Raw genomic sequence first — 18,166 nt, 5'->3', positions numbered from 1 at the left:
TACTCTTTCAGTCCGCTCTGTTTGTATCTGTCAATACATTCCGAAAATCATCCCATACTGGTTGACGTCCGACGGCCCGGCCACTTTGTTATTCGCAGCCGCTTAACACGGAGGGGCGTATGAGATCACTCTTTGCTTCCATCACGTTCGCTGCGCTTGCCGCGCTGACCGCCCACGCGGAAACCTGCGTGGAATGCCACCGTCGCATCACGCCGCAGGTTGTCAGCGATTGGGAACTGAGCCGTCACAGCCAAAACGACGTCGATTGCGCCGTCTGCCACGGCGAGGGGCATGTGACAATGACCGATGTCGGCAACGTGAAGCTGCCCAACCCGGAGACATGCCGCCCTTGCCACGAGACGCAGGTGGATCAGTTCTCAAAGGGGAAGCACGCGCATGCCTGGACCTCCATGAAGGCGATGCCGACCGCGCACTGGCAACCGATGGCGCTGATGGAGGGCATGAAGGGATGCGGTGGTTGCCATAAGATCGGCCTGAAGAACGAGGCCGATATCGAGATCGCCAAAGGTGATGGCTCCGGCTTCGGCATGGCCTCCTGCGACGCCTGTCACACCCGGCATGTTTTCTCGGTCAAGGAAGCGCAGCAGCCGCAGGCCTGCCAGACGTGCCACATGGGCTTCGACCACCCGCAGTGGGAGATGTATTCCACCTCGAAGCACGGCGTCCGCTATCTGCTCAAGCAGAACGGCACCCTGCCGGACAGCGCCGCCGCGCCCACGTGCCAGACCTGCCACATGCAGGAGGGGAATCACGAGGTGCGGACCGCCTGGGGGTTTCTGGCCGTGCGCCTGCCATTGCCCGAAGATTCGGCGTGGGCTGCCAACCGCGTCACCATTCTGCAGGCGCTGGGTGTGCTTGATCCGCAGGGACAGCCGACCGCCCGGCTCGACGCCGTCAAGGCCGTCGACCTGGCACGGCTGACGCAGGAAGATTGGCAGCGCGAGCGCGACAAGATGCTGGCCACTTGCGGCGAGTGCCACTCGGAGAATTTCGCTCGGGCCGAGTTGGAGAAGGGCGACGCGATGATTCGCGCCGCCGACAGTCTGATGGCGGAGGCGATTCGCATTGTGGCGTCGCTCTACCAGGAAGGCACGCTCCCAAAGCCGCCGACCTACCAGCATGCCTTCCCCGATTTGCTCACTTTCCACGATGCGCCGACGGTGGTCGAGCAGATTCTCTTTGACATGTACCTCGAACACCGCATGCGCACGTTCCAGGGGACCTTTCATGCCAACCCCGACTACGCGCTCTGGTACGGCTGGAGCGCGATGGTGCGCGATTTGAGCGAAATCCGTGAGAAGGCGGCCGAGATGCGCGCGGCGCACTGAGGCCACAAAGCCACCGGAACGGATACGGGGCGGCCGAAGTGGGCCGCCCCGTTTGTGTGTGGTCGCATGATACGACTTCGGGGCTGCGGCCCCGGCCAGGCAGAGACGGCCACTCGACACAATCCGACTCAGCGCAGTCGGCTGGTGGATGAAGGCTTCACACGCCAAAAGCATCGCCAGAAGTCAAGCGAGTCAAGGCGCTGTCATTGGTTGTGCGATTCCACGGGTTGGCTGGGGGACAGGGATTCGAACCCCGATTCTACGGTCCAGAGCCGCATGTCCTGCCGTTGGACGATCCCCCAGTGGGCAGAAAGGGGCCGCCATACTGACGGCCCCTGTGCATGAAAATAGGAATTCCAGCGGCGGGAGTCAACCCCGCCCGGACGGCTCTCAGCGTTTGCTCTTCTTCTTTGCCGGTTTGGCAGCAGCCTTCTTCTTGGCGGCTGGCTTCGGCTTGGGTTTGGGCTTGGGTTGCGGTTTGGCCTTTGGTTTGGCTTTGGTCGCGGTCTTCTTCACTGCTTTGGCCGTCTTCTTGGCAACCGGCTTGGCCGCCGGCGAAACCCTGGCGACTGTCTTTTCAGCCAGAGGAACCGCCCCGACCGGCGGCGTCGGAGCCTTGGGACGTGGCTGCGGCTCATCGGCATCGATCCCCAGCGGGAAATCCGGCCCCAGATCCGGGGTCTCCTCGATGCTGCCGATGAACTCGTGCACATCGGGGTGATCCTCACCGTGCTCGTGTTCCTCGAGGTCCACTTCGCCGCTTTGCAGATGGGCCAATTCCTTGCGTTTCTTCTTCAGTTTGTCCTGCAACTGATCGGCGCGCTTGCGATCGAAAAGCCCCTCGAAGGGATGCGAGGCGATCTGCTTTTCCAGTTCTTCGATCTCACGTTTGAGTCGTTCAATGTCGTGTGCCATCCTGACCTCCGTCCTCGGCGCATACCAATTAATCGGCGGCATTCTCCGCAAGCACGAAATCGCAAATCGGGCTCATTTCGCGCAATTTCTGTTTTTGGGACATGGGGCCGGTCCGGCTTGGCACTGGGCGGATGCCCTTGACTTTATCGCGTAAGTCCCCTAAAATCTGAGACTTGGAGCGAATTCCGTGGCCGCGTCCCCCTCTTTTTTGTCATGAACACCAACGCGATTACCAGAGAAAAACTGTCCGCCGCCCCCGCCGCAATCCCGGTCGAGGACCAGAAACGGCTCTACTACTTCCTGATCAAGACGCGGATTTTTGACGAGCGCTGCCGGCGGCTGTTCAAACAGGGACGGTTCCCCGGCACCTACTTCTCCGCCGTGGGCCAGGAAGCCGCGGGGGTCGGCTCGGCCTATGGATTGCGCCCCGAGGACATCATTGCTCCCTCGCATCGCGAGTTGGGCGCCTATGTCACCAAGGGCATCCCCCTGGTGCATTTCCTCAAGCAGATCTTTGCGCGCGCCAATTCCTCCGACAAGGGCAAGTCGCATCCCTGTCACTATGGTTCCACCGAGCATGGGCTCTATACGCCCGCCTCGACGATGGCCGGGCAGCTCCCCGTCGGCGCCGGCATGGCGCTGGCGTTTAAGATCCGTCGTGAGCCGCGGGTGGTGATGGCCTATATCGGCGAAGGGGGCACATCGCGCGGCGCCTTCCACGAAGCGTTGAACTTCGCCGGCGTCCATGACTTGCCGATCGTCTTTGTCTGCATGAACAACCTCTGGGCCGAGTCGGTCCCGGCTAGCCTGCAAAGCCGCTTGGAGCGCTACTCCGATCGCGCCAAGGCCTATGGCTTCCCCGGCGTGACCATCGACGGCAACGATCTGCTGTTGGTCTACACCACCGTCAAGGCGGCCATCGACAAGGCGCGTTCCGGCGGCGGACCGACCCTGATCGAATGCCAGACTTATCGCTGGTATGGCCACTCGGAGATCGATCCGGCCAACTACCGCGACGCGAAGGAAGTCGAAGAGTGGAAACGCCGCGATCCGGTCGCCCTCTACGAGCGCTACCTGGAGGCGAATGGCATCATGGGATCCAAAGAGCGGCTGCGCATCCAGCAGGAGATCGAAGCCGAACTCGAGGCCGCCATCGCCGAGGCCGAGGCCGCGCCGCATCCGCGCGCCGAGGAGGCCTACGATGATGTCTACTCCTTTTCACCCCGGACCAACTTCCCCGGATAGACGGCCATGCGCGTAGTCACCTTCATCGAATCGATCACCGAGGCGCTGGCCGAGGAAATGCGCCGCGACGAACGCGTCTTTGTGCTGGGCGAGGATGTTGCCCTCTACGGCGGCGTCTTCAAGGCCACCAAGGGTCTTCTGGACGAGTTCGGACCGCTGCGGGTCATCGACACGCCGATCGCCGAGGAACTGATTGTCGGGGCAGCGGTGGGCGCGGCGGCGGTGGGCATGCGGCCCATTCCCGAACTGCAATTCTCCGACTTCGCCTCCTGCGGCTTTGATCCAATCGTCCAACAGATGGCGCGTTTGCGCTACCGCTCCGGCGGCGCCTGGACCTGCCCGATGGTCTTGCGCGTCTGCTGCGGCGGTGAAATCGGCGGTGGTCTCTATCATTCGCAGACCAATGAGAACTGGTTTTTCGGCACCCCCGGGCTGGTGGTGCTGGCGCCATCAACGCCCTATGACGCCAAGGGGATGCTCAAGTCCGCCATTCGCGGCGATGATCCGGTCATCTTCCTCGAGCACAAACGGCTCTACCGCTGGATCAAGGGCCAGATCCCCGATGGCGACTACACCGTGCCGCTTGGACGCGCCGACATCAAGCGCCCCGGGTCGCGGCTGACCATCATCGCCTATCAACTCATGGTGCACCGCGCGCTCGAGGCGGCGGAGACCCTGGCGAAGGAGGGCATCGACATCGAAGTTGTCGATCTGCGCACCCTCCTGCCTTGGGACCGCGACAGGGTCCTCGAGTCGGTGCGCAAGACAGGGAAGGCGCTCGTGGTGCATGAATCCCCCAGGACCGGCGGCGTGGGCGGCGAAATTGTGGCCACGATCATGGAAGAGGCGTTCGATGACCTCGACGCTCCGGTGTGGCGGTTGACCGGCCCCGATGTGCCGCCGATGCCGTTTGCGCCGGTGATGGAAAAAGAGTACATGCCCGATGCCGACAAGATTGCAGCCAAGGCCCGCGCCCTGGCCGCGTATTAGCATTCATTAGAGGAGACTCCCATGCCAGTTTCGATTGTTGTGCCGCAGATGGGTGAAAGCGTCGTCGAAGGAACCGTGGGCCGCTGGCTCAAGGCCGAGGGCGACCCGGTCCAAAAGGACGAGACTGTGGTCGAGATTATGACCGACAAGGTCAATGTCGAGATTCCCGCCATCAGTTCCGGCACACTGGGCAAGATCCTCGTGCCCGAAGGAACGGTGGTCGGAATCGGCACCGAGATCGGCATCATCCTGGGCGCGGGAGAGTCGTTGTCCGGTGACGTGGCGGCCAAGTCGGCCGCGCCCGCGGCGGTTCAGGCGACGGCCGTCTCCACACCGCAAGCTTCCCCCATGGCGCCGCCCACGGTGACCATCACCCGCCCGGCCGAGGCCGGTGACGAGACCAAGCGCTCCTCGCCGGTGGTGCGTCGTCTGCTGCGTGAGCACAATCTTACACTCGACGAGATCCCCGGCACCGGCGGCGGCGGACGGGTCACTAAGGAAGATGTTCTCAACTATGTCCGCACCCGCCAGTCACAACCGCCGCGTCCGGCGGTGGCCGCCGCCATGCCCGCCGTTGCCCCCGCCGCGACTCCTTCACCCTTGACCATTCCGGTCGTGCGCGGCGCCGAACCCACCGAGCGGATTCCCCTGGCGGGTGTGCGCAAGCTCATTGCCGACCACATGGTGAAGTCCAAGCAGATTTCGCCGCATGTGATGAGCATGGACGAGGTCGATCTGACCGAATTGGTCCGCGTGCGCAACGCGCACAAAGCGGAATGGGCGCAGATGGCCGGCGTCAATGTCACCTACCTTCCGTTTTTCATTAAGGCGGTGGTGGCGGCGTTGCGGGAGTTCCCCTCGGTCAACGCGTCCATCGAAGGCGACACGATTGTCTTCAAGAAGTTCTACCACATGGGGATCGCCGTCGCCCGCGACGAGGGCTTGATTGTGCCGGTGATCAAGTTCGCCGACCAGAAATCGATTCTCCACCTGGCGCGCGAGGCAGCCGATCTGGCCGACCGCGCCCGCCGGAACCAATTGAAGCCCGATGAGGTGGTGGGGTCGACTTTCACGCTCACCAATGCCGGCATGTATGGCGCGTTGGCCTCCACGCCGGTCATCAATCAGCCGGAGTTGGCTATTCTCGGCATGCATCTGATCCAGAAACGCCCGGTTGTGCGCGAGGATCAGATCGTCATCCGCGACATGATGTATCTGACCCTGTCGTTCGACCATCGTCTCATCGACGGCCACACCGCGGTCAAGTTCTTGCGCAATGTCTGCCGCCGGCTGGAGAACCCGTACGAATTGATGATGACGATCTGACACCCGGTCCGGGTGCGCGGAACAAAACCGGGGCCATCAATCCGGGCCCGGTCGGATCAAGTTGCCTGGGAGGATGGGCCTCCCGGCCAGACGCCGCTGCCGACAGATTGCGACCGGCGCTCATGACCAGTACCAACGCCAAGATCGACCTGACCATTGTCGACTGGGGGCACCTCGCCTACCGCGAGGCGCACCGTCGGCAATTGCAGGCGCTATCCCAGCGGATCGCCGGTGCCATCGGCGACACGGTCTTCCTTGTCGAGCATCCGCATGTCTACACCTATGGACGCGGCTCCAATCTGGCCGAACTGCTGCCCGTCACGCCCGTGGATGCCAAATCCCCGGTCGAATTGGTGCCGGTCGAGCGCGGCGGCGGCGTGACCTATCATGGTCCTGGCCAATTGGTGGCCTACCCGATCCTCGATATCCGCGCCCGCACCGGCGACATGCACAAATTCCTCCGCTGGCTGGAGGACGTGATCATCCGCACAATCGCCCCATGGGGACTGGCCGGCGAACATCACCCCACCCACACCGGCGTCTGGGTCCGCGGACGCAAGATCGCCTCGATCGGCGTGGCGGTGCGCCAATGGATCTCCTACCACGGCATCGCGCTCAATGTCACCACCGACCTGCGTTACTTTGGCGCCATCCATCCCTGCGGTCTGTCTCCGGAAGTCATGACTTCGATGGAGCAACTGACCGGGCGAAGCGTCCCGTTGCCGGAAGTTCAGTCGCGATTTGCTGAAGAGATCACCCACTGAGTCGAAGTCCCTCTCCCCGGGCCCTCTCCCCCTGCGGGGGAGAGGGGGTTTTCTCGCATGAATGCACCGTCGTGCCTCGGATATTCGAGCATGCTCCGATGCAATTGTCTTTGTCCCCTCTCCCCTGAAAGAGGAGAGGGTCAGGGTGAGGGGCCAAGGTTTCCACCTGCCCCACGCCTCCATCGTCTGTCAGGCGACCGACCAACTGGCGCCATCCGGATGCCACGAGTCGACAGAAAAGCAAATCGGCCAGGGCGTCGCCCTGGCCGATGCGAAACTCTGTTGCGCGCAAGCGATCGACTACTCGTCGATTAAGACCACCGGCGTGCCCGGTTCCAGCGCGTAATAGAGTGTCTGCGCGTCCTTTTCGGTGACCACCAGATCCAAGTGGGGCTGCCGTTTGAAGGGGATCCAATTCTGCTGGAAGGATTTCCACTTCTCGCCGAAACTGCGCTCTTCGCCGGCGCCTTCGACCGTCATTATCCGGATGACGAATTCGTCGGTCAAGTCCACGACAAACCGGCGCGGCATGACGCGGCTGATCAGGTCGGGATTGACTTTCGAGACCCGCGCCACCACCTCGACCACCGTGTCGGAGACGGCCGGCCTTCCCGACCAGACCTTGCGCGCAATCACGCTTTGCCATCCGCGATCGCGTTTCGCCCGCCAGGCCTCGCGGTAGTCGCGGACATCGCCCTCGTCGAGGACGGTGAACCGGCATTTCAGCATCGGGTATTGCCCGAGGTGGATATGGATGGTCGAATCGCGCGTGTCGATGCGCACATGGTAGATGGTGTCGGCCTTGAACCGCTGCAGCGTGGCCATCATCACCGAGTCGGTGGGGTTCTGCGCGCGTGCGCCCGCCGTTGCCAGGATCGCCAGAGCGAACCCCAGCGCCAGCCGTGCGCTCCATCCGCGGTATGAACGCCGCCGCATCAAAGTATCACCACCGGTGTGCCCATCTTTACCTTGCGGTAGAAGTAATCCAAGTCGGTGGCGGCCAGCCGCACACAGCCATGTGTCGCGGCCACGCCGATCAACCGTTCATACAGCGTGCCATGGATGAAAAACCCGTCGCCGAAACCGATGGCGTAATCACCCATCACTTCCGGATCGAGCCGCTCGCTGGGATCATCCGGAATCGGCTCGCCCTCTTCGATGAAGGCCCAATCGGGCTTGCGCCACCAGGGTTCGGTCGCCCGTGACTCGACCGCAAAAATCCCGCGCGGCGTGTGGAAGCGCCAGACCCGTCCACCCACGGTGTCGACCAGCTCCGAACCGGTCCCGGTCGAGCAGAGCGCCTCGTAGAGGATCGAGTCCTGCGTCCGCCAGTAGATCCGGTTGGTGTGCGTGTCGATGACAATGTACCCGCCCTTGAAATCGGCGGCGTGCTGTTTGCGCTTTTTGCCCTTCTTGGTCAGCTTGCCCGACTTGTCCACCGGCTCATCCTCGGGCGGCGGATTCAATTTCCGCTGCGCCTGGATCGCCAGGGAGTTGTCCGGAATCGGCGGTTCCTTCCAGGAGTAGGCCGGCGGCGAGGTGATGGCCGAGTAGGCGATCCCGGACGCCAGCACCAGCGGCGGCACCAGCCACAGAAGCAGTTTCTTCCAGTTCAATCGGGCCATCCTGTCACCTCGCGCACAATCGTCACGCGGTCACCCACGGACATCTTCGTCATCAGACGGTCCATGTCCTTGTTCGACAGCGCCACGCAACCTTCGGTCCAATCCTCGCCCTTGCCGCCCTCGCCGTGGATTTCGATCAGTCCCCCGATATGGGCGTTGCGGGGAATCTTGCCCGCTTTCTTGTTGAGGGCAAAGCGTTTCTTGTCCTGCTCGTTCGGGTAGTTGATGTTGAGCGCCTTGTAATACTTGGTGTCGCGGTCGCGCCACTTGGTGACATGGTAAACGCCTTCCGGTGTGGCGCCGTCGCCCGAACGCATCTTCTGGGCCCAGGCGCGGTAGCCGAACTCGACAGGGAACTCATCGACGATCCGGCCGCCCTTCAGCAGGTAGGCGCGCCGGTCCATCTTAACCACCACCAGCGCCGTGGCTCCATTCTCCTTTGACCATCGTACCGTTTCCCGCACCATCTTGTTCCAATTGGGCAATTCGGCCGGGTCCACCCAGTCGTGGTCGAGACGCTCCTCGAAATCGCGCAACGAGGCCTGGGCGACGGGGATGAACTCGATCGCCCGGTCGATCTCGCCGCTTTCGTAGGTCTCGCGCAGGGTCGCCAGTTGCAGCTCGGCCTCGGTCATGGCCTTGCGCAGCGGGATGCGCGCGATGTGGCCATTGATCCCCGCCTTGTGGGCGGAGATTGTCTTGCCCAGCGAGTCGATGGCCCGCTCGATTTCCACGCGCTGCTGTTCGCGATTGACGATGCCCGCCTTGATCGCTTCACGCGCGCTCCGTCCGGACCGGATCAGCAACGATTCGGCCGGCTCAAAATCGCGTTCGAAAAACCAGAGGCGGTTTTGTGTTTCGATGATCAACCAAGCGGAATCGTACTGCGCCTGCGCCTGCGCCCAGACCTCCGGGGCGCTTTGGGCGGCGCCTTGACGCTCGCTGTCCTGCAGGGCCTGCCAGGCCACCTGCGACAGCTGGGTCGGCGGATTGTCGCAACCGGCCGTCCCGATGACCAGAATGATTGCCAGGATGGCGGAAAGCCCCCCGCGCCGCACCATCCCCCTCCTCGCCTTCATGTGTTTGCCAACGGAATCGTACCGCACCATACGTCCATCATTCAACAGCGCCGGACCGGCCGAGTTCAACAGTGGACGGCCGTCCCATCAGCATGTACTGACGGACGGCCGTCGTCGTTGTTTGCCGGGAGCGTAACAATGCTCCCTATAATACGTTAGCGCTTCTTGCCGCGCTTGGCCATCGCCGCTTCCAGCGTGGTCTTCATCGTGTTCATGCGGTCGCGGATGGTCGTTGCCTTGCTCTTGGCGCCGTCAAAGTTGTTGCGGCTCCAATCGGCCTGCGCCTCGGAGAGCATCTGCTGCAACGCGGTCAGATCCTGCTTCATGAGCTCGATCTCAGCCTTGGTGTCCTTGCCGACCGGGGCGTTGGCCACCATAGCCGCGGTCGAATCCAGCTCGGTGCGGACCATGTTGAGCATTTCCTCGGTCTCCTTGCGGACCCTCTCCATCTCGGCCTTGGCGTTGGTCGCCGCGGTGTTCATGAGGGCGGTGGCCTTCTCGAACATGGCCTTGGACTTGCCATACGAGCGGAACAGGGCGAACCGGCCGTCCTGCGCCGCTTTCTCTGCCTTGGCGGCCTGCAGGGTGTCATTGGCCATCTGCCAGTCCGCCGGCGCATACTTCGAAGCCTGCGTCGCCTGGGCCGCCTGCATCGCCTGGTCCGCGGCCGCCATCTCCATCTCCGGCGGCTTCGAACAGCCAGCGATCAGGGCCACCAGAATCGGCAGCACCAAGAGCATGCGGAACGTCTTCTTCATATTTCCTCCTCCATCAGGGCTCCGTCGCAACGGGCCCCCCTTCGGTTTACTCTCTCTCTTTGTTACTTCCTACTTACTTCCTGGATTCCTCGCTGTCGACCGCAATCAGGATTGCTCCTTTTACCATCTCCCGGTCGTTTTCCGTGCCTTCCTCCCCCAAAAAAAGAGACCCGCCGTGCAGCGAGCCTGGGCCAAACCTGGGAGTTAGGGGCGGTAAGGTGCTTAGCCGTTCATCGTTTCGGCGTCTCTTCTGCCGTCGCGAGCCATCCAGCACCGCCAACGGGCGAGAAGAACGCCTTATGGACGGCCTTAGATACACCCCCAAAATCCAATTGCAAGGAAAATCTTTCACAAGCGTCCCATTTATGACTGTCACAACCTGCCGCAGCGTCCGTTGTTCTGGAAGTGATTGTCCGGCAGATGGTTACTGAAAAGCAGTTGTAGGCGCCTCCTGGGAGCGTTTCATTGTCGCCCATGACAACCTTGCCTGAGTCCAAAAGTCCACATGATCTGTCCGGAAAGATCGCCGTGGTCACCGGCGGCACCAAGGGGATCGGCCGGTGTGTGGCTCGCAAACTGGCCCAACGGGGCGCCAATGTCGTCGTGAACTACTTCCGCTCCCGGACCGCTGCTGCCGAAACCGTCTCCGAACTGCAGAGCTATGGAGTCCAGGCCCATGCCGTGCGCGGCAACATCGCCAACAAGGAATTCCACCAGAAGCTCTTCGATGAGGTCGCCGAGCGGTTCGGTCGGGTCGATATTCTGATCTCCAACGCTGCGTTGGGCATCTACGCCAATGTCCTGGATGTCGACGAACGTGCCTGGGATCTGTCGTTGCACACCAACGCCGAGGCGCTCTTGTTCTGCGCTCAGCGGGCGGTGCCGATGATGCCCGACGGCGGTAAGATTGTCTCGCTGTCCTCGCTGGGTTCGCACCGCTATATCCCCGGATACTCGGCCATCGGCATCTCAAAGGCCGCCATCGAGGCGCTCACCCGCTATCTGGCGCATGAACTGGCCTCCCGTCGCATCAACGTCAACTGCGTCTCGGGTGGGTTCATCGACACCGACGCGCTCAAGATCTTTCCCAACTACGATGACATGCTCAAGGAAGTCGTGCGGCGCACGCCCTTCGGCCGCGTCGGTACCCCCGACGAAGTCGCCGAGGTGGTGGTCTTTCTCTGCAGCGACGCTGCCCGCTGGATCACCGGGCAGATTCTGATTGTCGACGGTGGCTATTCGATGTCCTAAGCAGGCATCGCCGCGGAAACAGGGATTGCTTCAACGCCCCGATTCGCCTTCGGCGAATCGGGGCGCTTCGCACTGACGGCCCAGCGATGGGAGGCCACCTCACCGTCATCGCGAAGAAGCGTCTGTCGCGCGAAGCAATCCGCAGAATCTCCCACCAACCCGACTCGTGAGTCTACCATGTCAAGACTGTGACGGCATCTCGTTACTTATCCATCAACGATCGACAAACTCGTTGCGTCACCGCTACTTTGCGCCGATATACTCGCATTCGCCGGGGCTGACATGACGCTGGGCTGGGTTTACTTCATTCTGATTGTCGAGCAGGTCCTGGCCTCCGGCACCTTTCTGGCCGCCAAGTGGGCGCTGGTCGAATTCCCACCGTTAACACTCGCTTTTCTGCGCTTTGTCATCGCGTCGGCCGGTCTCTACCTGATCCATCGCCTCTGGCCCGGACGCCGCCCCATCGACCGCGCCGACTGGAAGATGCTTGTCCTCCTCGGCTTTCTCGCCGTGGTCGCCAATCAGGCGTTCTTCCTCTACGGCCTGAAGTTCACCACTCCCACCCATGCCGCGCTGCTCTATGGCGCCACGCCGGTGCTGGTCTTCCTCTTTGCCATCCCCCTGATCGGGGAGAAGGCGACGACACTGAAAAAGCTGGGGGTGCCGATCACCTTCGTCGGTGTGGCCACCGTGATCGTGCACGCCGGCATGGAGTGGTCCTTCAAGGCGTTGTTTGGCGACCTGCTCATCCTCTTGGCGGTGATCGCCTGGGCGCTTTACACCGTGCTGGGCAAGACGCTGGTCAACAAGTATGGCGCCATCCACTTGACCGCGATTGCCATCATCATTGGCACCGTGCTCTTTGCCCCGATCGGTTTTGTCACCTTTACCCGATTTGATCCGGAAACCATCAGCATTCGCGGCTGGGGATCGCTGGCCTACATCGCGATTGGCACGTCCGTTGTCTGCTACTCCATCTGGTTCTGGGCCCTGGGACGTCTGGAGGCGACAAAAGTGTCAGTTTTTAACAACCTCCAGCCGATCTTCACCGCGATCATGTCCTACATCCTGCTTGGTGAAACCATCGGGCCCCGGTTGATCGTGGGGGGAATCTTGGTTATCGTTGGCGTCGTGCTGACCGAGCGGGGATAGGGCGCTTCCGGGCCCGCCCTTCTGTGGCAGCCGCACCGCGCCGCGGCCGGCGCGCACAATTCGATTCGCATTCACCGTGTCACGCGATAGGAGAGATCCCGATGGAAAAGGTCATTGCCCACATTGACAAGAACCAGAAGCGTTATCAGGACGAGCTGTTCGCCCTCCTGCGGATTCCGTCGGTCTCGGCCGACCCGGAACACAAGGAGGATTGCCGCAAGGCCGCCGAGTGGACCAAAAAGAAACTCGAATCGATGGGCATGACCGCCCGCCTCTATGAGATCCCCGGCCACCCGATCGTCTATGGCGAATGGATGAAGGCGCCCGGCAAGCCGACCGTCCTTTTCTATGGCCACTACGATGTCCAGCCGCCCGATCCGCTCGACCAGTGGAAGACGCCGCCCTTCGAGCCGACCGTGCGCGACGGCAACGTCTACGCCCGCGGCGCGGCCGACGACAAGGGTCAGTTTCTCGCCAATGTGCTGGGTGTCGAGGCCTGGCTGCAGGCCAACGGCTCCGCGCCGGTCAACATCAAATTCCTGATCGAAGGGGAAGAGGAAGTCACCTCGCACAATCTCGAGACCTTCATCAAGGAAAACGCCGCGCTGCTCAAGTGCGACCAGATCGTCGTCTCCGACACCGCGCAGTTCGCCAAGGGGTACCCGGCGATCTGCTACGGTCTGCGCGGCATCTGCTACATGGAAGTGTTTGTGCGCGGGCCGAAGATGGACCTGCATTCGGGCGAGTATGGCGGCGCGGTGACCAACCCCGCCAACGCCCTGGCCGGGATGATCGCCAAACTGCACGACCCAGAGACCGGCAGGGTCGCCATTCCCGGCTTCTATGATGATGTGGTCGAGCTGACCGCCGCCGAGCGCGCCGAGTTTGCCCGTCTGCCGTTCAATGAGGCCGAGTACATGAAACACCTCGACGTCAACGCGCTGTCGGGCGAGAAGGGATTTACCGTCTTGGAGCGGCTCTGGGCGCGCCCGACCTGCGACGTCAACGGCCTCAAGGCCGGCTACCAGGGTGTGGGCGCCAAGACGGTGATCGGCGCCGAGGCCTCCGCCAAGATTTCGATGCGCCTGGTTCCCAATCAGGATCCGGCCAAGATTCGCGCCGCCTTCGAGGCCTATATCAAGTCGATCGCGCCTCCCGGTGTGACCGTGCGCTGCGAAAACTACGGCATGGCCCGTCCGGTGGTCGTGCCGACCGACTCGCCCGCGCTGGCCAAGGTGCGCGGCGCGATGGAAAAGGCCTTTGCCGCCAAGACCGTGCTCATGCGCGCCGGTGGATCGATCCCGGTGGTCGAGACCTTCAAGAATGTCCTCGGTGTCTCGGCGCTTCTGGTCGGCTATGGTCTGCCCGATGATGCGCTGCATTCACCGAACGAGAAGTTCTCGCTGGAAGATTACCAGCGCGGCATCAAGACCGCGGCCTATCTGCTTTCTGAACTGACCGCGTAAGGCCACATGCACGAATCACACAGAGCCGGCGCGACCGCGCCGGCTCTTTTTATTGTCCCGATTGGCCCAATCGGTCCACCCGTCCCTATTTTTCCATGACTCCGCTGCGCTTGTGCAAAAGCAGATCAACGCGTTTATCCCAATGACATTCAAGTCTTTTCCAGTCCGGATTGCGTCTTGGGCCGTTTTGGCATGAACGTTGTTTGGGTTTGGGGCGAACCGTGGGGCGGCGGCGGTGTACCAGTAGTCAAGTTTGGCGCCACGCTTCCGTTGTGATCAGACACGCATTCGAAAGGAGGACGACGATGCCACGTACCAAATACGTCATGTTGGCGGGACTGCTCGCGCTCCTGCTGGTCGATGTGGCGGCGGCGCAACCCGGCGGATTGGGCCTGGGCGCCCACTACAGTTGGGTGCGCAACCAGGAGACCGATGAGGAATCCGGGATGCTCGGTGTCATGGCCCGTCTGCGCGGACGCTACATCGGCGTCGAAGGCGCGGTGGATTACCGCAACGAGGACATGGGGGGCGATGTCGAGTTGAAGACCTGGCCGGTGACCGCCAGTCTCATGGTCTACCCGATTCCGGTCGCTTATGCGATGGCGGGGCTGGGCTGGTACAACTCGACGCTGGACTTTGCCGATGAGTCGCTCTTTGAGGACCAGACCGACACGCAACTGGGCTACCATCTGGGCGCCGGCCTCGAGCTGCCGGTGGCGCCCAGCCTGGCGCTGACCGGCGACTTCCGTTACCACTTTGTGGACTACGAATTCGATGACATCCCGTCGAGCATTGGCAACGTCGATGCCGACGCGTTCTCGCTCAACGGCGGTCTTCTCATTTACCTCAAATAGGGCTTACGACGTGTCATCCGGGCGCGCCGACGCATCGCCGGCGCGCCCCCGGCGAATCCGGGACCGCCGGCACGGGGTGTGTGGACATTGGGCAATCGCGGGGGAAGGAGTGATTGCATGATCAACAATCGTTGGCAGTGGAGCGTTGTTGTGCTCCTGATCGCGGCCTTCGCCGCGGCCGGGTGCGGCGACGACGACAACGGGGTCGGCAACAACGGCGCGCAGGGGAAGATGGTGCTGTTGATGCACGATGCGCCGGTGGATGACTTCAAGGAGGTCTGGCTCACGGTCGAGTCGGTGACAATGATCGGCGCCGACGCCGACAGCGCCGCCGGCGGCGAGGTCGTGCTCGACAACGCAGTGCGGATGGATTTCCTCGCGCTGGATTCGGTCGCGCAGGTCCTCGCGGCCGCCGAGGTGGCGGCGGGGTCGTACTCGAAAATCCGCTTCCAGGTCTCCGATCCGGAATTCGTGCGCGACGATGACAGCGTCTTTGCCGGTGAGGATATTCATCTGGTCGCCAATGGCCATGTGGACATCAACACCCAGGGAAACTTGATCGTCGTCGGCAACGAGGTGACCGTTATCAGTCTCGATCTGGACCTCGACAATTCGATCCAGATCAACCAGACCGGCAACGGCCGCTACATCCTGCGGCCGCAGATCTTCGTCGACGGCGACACGGACGGCGACGCGCAGATCATCATCGATGGCGCGGTGATCTCGTCGGTCGATCTCGGCACCGGGATCGTCACCGTGACCACCTCCGGGGCCGAATCGGATACGACGATCACGGTGCTGACCGATTCCGAAACCGAAATCCTGGCCGTCGGCGGGCTGGCCATCCCGCTGGCGTCGTTGCTGACCGGCTCGACGGTCGACATCGTCGGAACCATTGATCTGGAGACCGGGGTGGTCACCGCGACGTCGATTCAAGTTACGCTCTGAGTTGAGGCATCATCCACGGCCCCGTGCTCTCCCGCTGACCGACGCACGGCCGCAGGTGACGGACGGTGAATCGGCCATCGGGAGGCCGGGCGTGGATGGCACGGACATTAGCGAAGGGAGGCTTTATGCGAAGATGGATCTACCTGATGTTGGCGGCGGTTGTGGCCGGGGTGGCAATCGCGACGCCGGCTGACGCCGCCGGCTGGGGCCCGCGCTTCGGGTTGACGATCGATCCCGATCAGGTGCACTTCGGCGCGCATGTCGACGCCGGTTACCTGGCCGACGCCCTGCGTTTTCAGCCGAACTTCGAACTGGGCATCGGCGACAACCTGACCGTGGCGGCGTTCAACTTCGATTTTCTCTACCTGTTCAGCACCAATCCCGGCGCGTGGCGGCCCTATCTGGGCGGCGGGCCCGGCGCCAATATGGTGGATTGGGACAACGACCGGTTTGGCCGCGACGATTCCGACCTGGACGCCGGCTTGAATCTGGTCGGCGGTATCGAGCGCAACTTGTCGTCGGGAGGACGGTTCCTCACCGAGGTGCGCTTCGGCCTGACCGATTCGCCCGATCTGAAATGGACGGTCGGTTGGACCTTCCGCCATTAATCGCCCCGATTGGGGGGCGGTCCTGGGCGAAGGAGGGTCATCGCACGGGAGACGTGACATGCCAGGCCACGGATCCGCGGCACGGCGCCTTCGCCCCGGGACCTGACATGGGCGGGACTCCCCGCCCTCTGGGAGAGGACGATCCGAATTGCCGCGAGCGTGCTGGATCGAGGGCCGGCTGATGATCGTGCGCTTCAGCCGCACCCGCCCTCTCCCATAGGGAGGGGAGAACCCGCGAAGTGAGGCGCGATGAAACGTGGATGGATTCTGATTGCGATGTCGGCGGTCTGTCTGGCTGCCGCGTCGCCGGCGCAGGGCGGTGTCGGCATCGGCGCCCGCTACAGCTATGTCCACAACAACGGCATCGAGGACAACTCCGACATGTTCGGTGTCATGGTGCGCCTGCGCCAGGCCATGGTCCTGGGCATCGAGGGGGCCATCGACTTCCGCGACGAGGAACTCAACGATGGCTCCCATCTGCGCGCAACGCCGATCACCGCCAGTCTGATGCTCTATCCGATTCCGGTCGCCTACGGGCTGGCCGGCGTCGGGCTCTATCGGACCACGCTGGAGACGGACAGCGACGAATCCACCGACACGCAGCTGGGCTTCCACTTAGGCGGCGGGATCGAGGCGCCGATTGTCCCGCTGCTTAAGTTCACCGCCGACATTCGCTACCAGTTCATTGATTACAACTTCGACGATCTCCCGGAGGCGGTGGGGAAGTTCGATGCGGACGGGTATGCGATCAGCGCGGGGCTGATTGTGTACCTGAAGTAAGGGCTGCCGTTTGCGAATTACGATATCCGTTTCGGTACATTCCTGCCACTTCTTCCATTCTTGCGATTTCAATCGCAAGGAGCGACGGGGGAAGTCTTAGTCTGGTAATCTCAGCGGACGAATCCGTTGATGCAACGGGGAACGCCCAGAACTCGGAGTTCCAGTCACCATTCACGGAATCTAATGTCTTTCCCAATGCGATCGCGTAGTTTAGCACTCCAAACAGACCGATGGAAGCCACTGCAGTTTGTTGCAACACGGCGAAGGCTGCGTAGTGAAACGGGCAGTAGTGCAGGTCATAAACCGACTTCTCTCTGTCTATGGCTGGTGTGACAATGCAGAAGGGCGTTGGGTCATTCATACGAATTGCATCGATCAACTCGCGAGTATCGAATCTGGATACGAAGCCAAATCCAAATGCCAGATAAAGCTCGAGAGCGATTTTCGAAATCAAAGCGAACCGGATAGGGGCGTTCATGTCGTCGTAGTATAACGTAAGTCGCGAACTGTGACGGACGATCGATTCTATCACGTTTCCGTCTGGCTCCATCAATGGTATAGCGATCCCAATGGGTGCAGTTCTGACCTTTTCGACAAAAGCAGTTCTGATGTGCTCCTCAGACCATCCTCTTCCCCGTAATTCCTTCGACTTTTCTTTTATGAAGAATTCTTCATCTGCGATTACCGAGCCGTCTGGCTGTAGCGAAGGAATTATGACAGGTTTAGTATAGCCCCGTGGAACTCCGAGTCTTCCCGAGTGACCCTGTTCTGACTCCCAACTCATTCTTTGCCCTATGAGATGGCGTGAGGCATCTGATAATCCAAGTGCTTGTATTGCTGCGTGGACATATCCATTCTTTCTGAGATCGCTGTCGAAGGAAATCCCAAATGCAGAATTGCAGGTTCTGCAGGTCATGCGAACGGTCAACCTGCCGCCAATAACCTCTGGAAAGACATGGTCCCGCGAGGAGTTCTCAGGAGTTAGTGGAGTGGAACAGAAGATACAGGCGGACGTGCTGTCATAGAATTCGAGCTGGCAATGCTGTATCTCCATGC

General features: G+C 61.8%; 19 protein-coding genes and 1 tRNA gene. 13 read left to right on the top strand and 7 right to left on the bottom strand.

Annotated features, from left to right (window positions below):
* Window positions 1-119: 119 nt before the first annotated feature.
* A complete protein-coding gene (locus VNN55_08525) occupies window positions 120-1,349 on the top strand; it encodes a multiheme c-type cytochrome (protein HWO57597.1) in 1,230 nt (409 codons plus the stop codon).
* Between the two features lie 228 nt (window positions 1,350-1,577).
* On the opposite strand, the gene VNN55_08520 is transcribed toward VNN55_08525, so the two are convergent.
* Together VNN55_08520 and VNN55_08515 are read right to left on the bottom strand one after the other, a co-directional pair.
* Window positions 1,578-1,651: transfer RNA gene (locus VNN55_08520), tRNA-Gln, on the bottom strand.
* Between the two features lie 88 nt (window positions 1,652-1,739).
* Entirely contained in the window at window positions 1,740-2,264 is a 525-nt protein-coding gene (locus VNN55_08515; GenBank protein ID HWO57596.1) for a hypothetical protein, read from the bottom strand.
* A 213-nt stretch (window positions 2,265-2,477) separates the two neighbouring features.
* On the opposite strand from VNN55_08515, the gene VNN55_08510 reads away from it, so the two are divergent.
* From VNN55_08510 to VNN55_08490, 5 genes are all read left to right on the top strand, one after another.
* Window positions 2,478-3,509, top strand: coding sequence for a thiamine pyrophosphate-dependent dehydrogenase E1 component subunit alpha (locus VNN55_08510; GenBank protein HWO57595.1), 1,032 nt, complete (start codon window positions 2,478-2,480; stop codon window positions 3,507-3,509).
* 6 nt (window positions 3,510-3,515) lie between these two features.
* Window positions 3,516-4,499: an alpha-ketoacid dehydrogenase subunit beta gene (locus VNN55_08505; protein ID HWO57594.1), complete on the top strand. Its 984-nt coding sequence runs from the start codon at window positions 3,516-3,518 to the stop codon at window positions 4,497-4,499.
* A 21-nt stretch (window positions 4,500-4,520) separates the two neighbouring features.
* Window positions 4,521-5,825: a dihydrolipoamide acetyltransferase family protein gene (locus VNN55_08500; GenBank protein ID HWO57593.1), complete on the top strand. Its 1,305-nt coding sequence runs from the start codon at window positions 4,521-4,523 to the stop codon at window positions 5,823-5,825.
* A gap of 122 nt (window positions 5,826-5,947) precedes the next feature.
* Entirely contained in the window at window positions 5,948-6,589 is a 642-nt protein-coding gene (lipB, locus tag VNN55_08495) for a lipoyl(octanoyl) transferase LipB (GenBank protein HWO57592.1), read from the top strand.
* A 145-nt stretch (window positions 6,590-6,734) separates the two neighbouring features.
* Window positions 6,735-6,935: a hypothetical protein gene (locus VNN55_08490; protein ID HWO57591.1), complete on the top strand. Its 201-nt coding sequence runs from the start codon at window positions 6,735-6,737 to the stop codon at window positions 6,933-6,935.
* On the opposite strand, the gene VNN55_08485 is transcribed toward VNN55_08490, so the two are convergent.
* From VNN55_08485 to VNN55_08470, 4 genes are all read right to left on the bottom strand, one after another.
* Window positions 6,890-7,525: a hypothetical protein gene (locus VNN55_08485; GenBank protein ID HWO57590.1), complete on the bottom strand. Its 636-nt coding sequence runs from the start codon at window positions 7,523-7,525 to the stop codon at window positions 6,890-6,892. The genes VNN55_08490 and VNN55_08485 overlap by 46 nt on opposite strands.
* The gene (locus VNN55_08480) at window positions 7,525-8,214 is read right to left on the bottom strand and encodes a L,D-transpeptidase (protein HWO57589.1); all 690 of its coding nucleotides are present in this window, start codon (window positions 8,212-8,214) and stop codon (window positions 7,525-7,527) included. The genes VNN55_08485 and VNN55_08480 overlap by 1 nt, the downstream gene beginning before the upstream one ends.
* Window positions 8,202-9,275, bottom strand: coding sequence for a L,D-transpeptidase (locus tag VNN55_08475; GenBank protein HWO57588.1), 1,074 nt, complete (start codon window positions 9,273-9,275; stop codon window positions 8,202-8,204). The genes VNN55_08480 and VNN55_08475 overlap by 13 nt, the downstream gene beginning before the upstream one ends.
* A gap of 173 nt (window positions 9,276-9,448) precedes the next feature.
* Window positions 9,449-10,051: a hypothetical protein gene (locus VNN55_08470; GenBank protein HWO57587.1), complete on the bottom strand. Its 603-nt coding sequence runs from the start codon at window positions 10,049-10,051 to the stop codon at window positions 9,449-9,451.
* A 510-nt stretch (window positions 10,052-10,561) separates the two neighbouring features.
* Between VNN55_08470 and VNN55_08465 the strand changes: the two genes are divergently transcribed.
* The 7 genes from VNN55_08465 to VNN55_08435 all read left to right on the top strand — a co-directional run bounded on the left by VNN55_08465 (window position 10,562) and on the right by VNN55_08435 (window position 17,110).
* Window positions 10,562-11,302 carry an SDR family oxidoreductase gene (locus VNN55_08465; protein HWO57586.1) on the top strand — a complete coding sequence of 247 codons (741 nt, stop codon included), beginning with the start codon at window positions 10,562-10,564 and terminating at the stop codon, window positions 11,300-11,302.
* Between the two features lie 282 nt (window positions 11,303-11,584).
* Window positions 11,585-12,454: a DMT family transporter gene (locus VNN55_08460; GenBank protein ID HWO57585.1), complete on the top strand. Its 870-nt coding sequence runs from the start codon at window positions 11,585-11,587 to the stop codon at window positions 12,452-12,454.
* 101 nt (window positions 12,455-12,555) lie between these two features.
* Window positions 12,556-13,920 (top strand): dipeptidase, encoded by a 1,365-nt coding sequence (locus VNN55_08455; GenBank protein ID HWO57584.1) that lies wholly within the window; start codon window positions 12,556-12,558, stop codon window positions 13,918-13,920.
* Window positions 13,921-14,225: 305 nt separating this feature from the next.
* Window positions 14,226-14,774 carry an outer membrane beta-barrel protein gene (locus VNN55_08450; protein HWO57583.1) on the top strand — a complete coding sequence of 183 codons (549 nt, stop codon included), beginning with the start codon at window positions 14,226-14,228 and terminating at the stop codon, window positions 14,772-14,774.
* A gap of 117 nt (window positions 14,775-14,891) precedes the next feature.
* Complete coding sequence (locus tag VNN55_08445) at window positions 14,892-15,722, top strand: DUF4382 domain-containing protein (protein ID HWO57582.1); 831 nt, start codon at window positions 14,892-14,894, stop codon at window positions 15,720-15,722.
* Between the two features lie 125 nt (window positions 15,723-15,847).
* Complete coding sequence (locus VNN55_08440) at window positions 15,848-16,330, top strand: hypothetical protein (protein HWO57581.1); 483 nt, start codon at window positions 15,848-15,850, stop codon at window positions 16,328-16,330.
* Between the two features lie 249 nt (window positions 16,331-16,579).
* A complete protein-coding gene (locus VNN55_08435; protein ID HWO57580.1) occupies window positions 16,580-17,110 on the top strand; it encodes an outer membrane beta-barrel protein in 531 nt (176 codons plus the stop codon).
* Here the strand turns inward: VNN55_08435 and VNN55_08430 are convergent.
* On the bottom strand, window positions 17,079-18,164 hold the full coding sequence (locus tag VNN55_08430) for an HNH endonuclease (GenBank protein HWO57579.1): 1,086 nt from the start codon (window positions 18,162-18,164) through the stop codon (window positions 17,079-17,081). The genes VNN55_08435 and VNN55_08430 overlap by 32 nt on opposite strands.
* Between the last annotated feature and the right edge of the window lie 2 nt (window positions 18,165-18,166).

The organism is bacterium (genome assembly GCA_035559435.1).
GTDB lineage: Bacteria > Zixibacteria > MSB-5A5 > WJJR01 > WJJR01 > JACQFV01.
This window is presented reverse-complemented; position numbering and strand designations above follow the sequence as displayed.

Excerpts from the sequence above, each read along its gene's own strand:
- VNN55_08525 (HWO57597.1), top strand. The coding sequence starts at position 120 with ATGAGATCACTCTTTGCTTCCATCACGTTCGCTGCGCTTGCCGCGCTG.
- VNN55_08515 (HWO57596.1), bottom strand. The coding sequence starts at position 2,264 with ATGGCACACGACATTGAACGACTCAAACGTGAGATCGAAGAACTGGAA.
- VNN55_08510 (HWO57595.1), top strand. The coding sequence starts at position 2,478 with ATGAACACCAACGCGATTACCAGAGAAAAACTGTCCGCCGCCCCCGCC.
- VNN55_08505 (HWO57594.1), top strand. The coding sequence starts at position 3,516 with ATGCGCGTAGTCACCTTCATCGAATCGATCACCGAGGCGCTGGCCGAG.
- VNN55_08500 (HWO57593.1), top strand. The coding sequence starts at position 4,521 with ATGCCAGTTTCGATTGTTGTGCCGCAGATGGGTGAAAGCGTCGTCGAA.
- lipB (HWO57592.1), top strand. The coding sequence starts at position 5,948 with ATGACCAGTACCAACGCCAAGATCGACCTGACCATTGTCGACTGGGGG.
- VNN55_08485 (HWO57590.1), bottom strand. The coding sequence starts at position 7,525 with ATGCGGCGGCGTTCATACCGCGGATGGAGCGCACGGCTGGCGCTGGGG.
- VNN55_08480 (HWO57589.1), bottom strand. The coding sequence starts at position 8,214 with ATGGCCCGATTGAACTGGAAGAAACTGCTTCTGTGGCTGGTGCCGCCG.
- VNN55_08475 (HWO57588.1), bottom strand. The coding sequence starts at position 9,275 with ATGGTGCGGCGCGGGGGGCTTTCCGCCATCCTGGCAATCATTCTGGTC.
- VNN55_08470 (HWO57587.1), bottom strand. The coding sequence starts at position 10,051 with ATGAAGAAGACGTTCCGCATGCTCTTGGTGCTGCCGATTCTGGTGGCC.
- VNN55_08460 (HWO57585.1), top strand. The coding sequence starts at position 11,585 with ATGACGCTGGGCTGGGTTTACTTCATTCTGATTGTCGAGCAGGTCCTG.
- VNN55_08455 (HWO57584.1), top strand. The coding sequence starts at position 12,556 with ATGGAAAAGGTCATTGCCCACATTGACAAGAACCAGAAGCGTTATCAG.
- VNN55_08450 (HWO57583.1), top strand. The coding sequence starts at position 14,226 with ATGCCACGTACCAAATACGTCATGTTGGCGGGACTGCTCGCGCTCCTG.
- VNN55_08445 (HWO57582.1), top strand. The coding sequence starts at position 14,892 with ATGATCAACAATCGTTGGCAGTGGAGCGTTGTTGTGCTCCTGATCGCG.
- VNN55_08440 (HWO57581.1), top strand. The coding sequence starts at position 15,848 with ATGCGAAGATGGATCTACCTGATGTTGGCGGCGGTTGTGGCCGGGGTG.
- VNN55_08435 (HWO57580.1), top strand. The coding sequence starts at position 16,580 with ATGAAACGTGGATGGATTCTGATTGCGATGTCGGCGGTCTGTCTGGCT.
- VNN55_08430 (HWO57579.1), bottom strand. The coding sequence starts at position 18,164 with ATGGAGATACAGCATTGCCAGCTCGAATTCTATGACAGCACGTCCGCC.